Origin of the sequence: Neisseria sp. 19428wB4_WF04 (assembly GCF_015235335.1) — a bacterium.
In the GTDB taxonomy this organism is placed as follows: domain Bacteria; phylum Pseudomonadota; class Gammaproteobacteria; order Burkholderiales; family Neisseriaceae; genus Neisseria; species Neisseria musculi.
Genome location: NZ_JADGLG010000110.1, coordinates 1 through 1,617, shown reverse-complemented (window position 1 = coordinate 1,617; position 1,617 = coordinate 1). Strand labels below are relative to the sequence as shown.

2 pseudogenes are annotated in these 1,617 nt (G+C 41.2%); one reads left to right on the top strand and one right to left on the bottom strand.

Features of this window, described 5'->3' with window-relative positions:
• Nucleotides 1-408 precede the first annotated feature (408 nt).
• Nucleotides 409-998: pseudogene (locus IR141_RS12435) on the top strand (transposase).
• A 412-nt stretch (nucleotides 999-1,410) separates the two neighbouring features.
• On the opposite strand, the pseudogene IR141_RS12430 reads toward IR141_RS12435, so the two are convergent.
• Nucleotides 1,411-1,617, bottom strand: a pseudogene (locus IR141_RS12430) (IS1595 family transposase); the annotation flags it as partial.

Below are 1,617 nucleotides of genomic sequence, written 5' to 3'. Positions count from 1 at the left end.
ATAGACTTTTTATTACACTTAAAGGAAACCTAATTTCGCTTCAATCACAGGCATGATGATCTGTATTAGTCTTGCTTAAAATACTGAGAAATCGACCCTTGGGCTAATTTTGCTTCCTAAGCCCCTTAAGAATATTTGCGCAGCCATCAATTTGGAAAATTAGCCCTCTTACCGATGGTAAAGATGGGAATTTCAAAGTTGAAACAGCATACAAAATTGACATCCAAAGTGCAGTATTTTTCTTTGTCAAAGATAATAAAAATAAATTTTGTAATGAAAGTTTGGGAGATTTAAACCAAGGCTACTTTGAATACGATCTTGAAAAGGGTATTCGTTTAGAAAATCAAACTGAATTTTCTAAAAAAGTTAGGGGCTGACGTAGATTAGCAGTCATGATAGGTTGCTAAAATGAAGATAACAAACTGTAAATTAAGCAAAAAAGCACATAAGACACTATTCGGATATTTTGTGCCGGAAGTTACCGCCGTTCGGCTGCCGATGTCTTGGGTATCCGGCCCAACACCGCCATACTCTTTTACTTTTACTGCAAAATCCGCCTCGTCATCACCCATCATTCGGCCTTGGAGGCCGATCAGGTTTTTGAAGGTTCCGTAGAGTCAGATGAGCGCTGCTCCGGCGGTAAACGCAAAGGAAAACGCGGCACAGGAGCCGCAGGCAAAGTGGTGGTTTTCGTTATCCTCAAACATGGCGGCAAGGTTTATACCGTGGTCGTGGATAACGCCCAAAAAGAGAGTTTGTTGCCTGTTATTACGAAGAAAATCATGCCGGACAGTGTGGTGTATACCGACAGTTTAAGCAGCGATGATGTTCTGGATGTCGGCGGTTTTCACCACCATAGGATAAGCGTGTGCTACGCAAATACAACGGAATCGACCGAAAGTCTTTTCCCCCTATTCTTGAAAGAATGCGGGTTTCGTTTTAACTTTGGCACATCAAGTGAGCAGTTGAAAATCTTGCGGGATTGGTGTGGTATTTAGGGCTAATCTACTTCAGCCCCAAAAGTTAATTAAAAATATCAAATAAATCAAATGACTTAAGTAAGTTTCTGAACAGTTCAGCGATTAATTCGACAAATCCAATAACTCATTTGATGAAACAATACTTTCCGGCGCTGAAAAGTCTTATATCAATGTTATAAATAATGCCGTTCCCATTTTTTGGGATGCTATTTCTCTGGATTGTGTATCAGGCCATGCAGTTGATATACGGACAGGCGGACGGCAGGAAAATTACCCATACTTTTTTAAATTTATCGTGATTCTGACCTGCTCCAATCATGGAATTACGTTTGAGAATATATTGGGGATCCCGTGATAAACGGTATTCCCGAACTGCTCGGGATAATGACGGGATAAGACCAGAAGACGTTGGTAGCTTCGTTCACAAAAATCATGGCTCTAGACTGGCAGCTTTATGTAAATTTACTTTAAAAAGCCCCCAAAGTTGGTGACTCAGTTCATCAGAGTTTCGGTTCCATCGCCATCCGCATTCCTTCAGGTGCAAATCAAAGTTTTTGGTTACGCCGTTGAATTTGGCGGGCCTTCGTTTGGTAAAACTCCGGAAGCTTTCAATACCATTGATGTGCCCGGTACCATC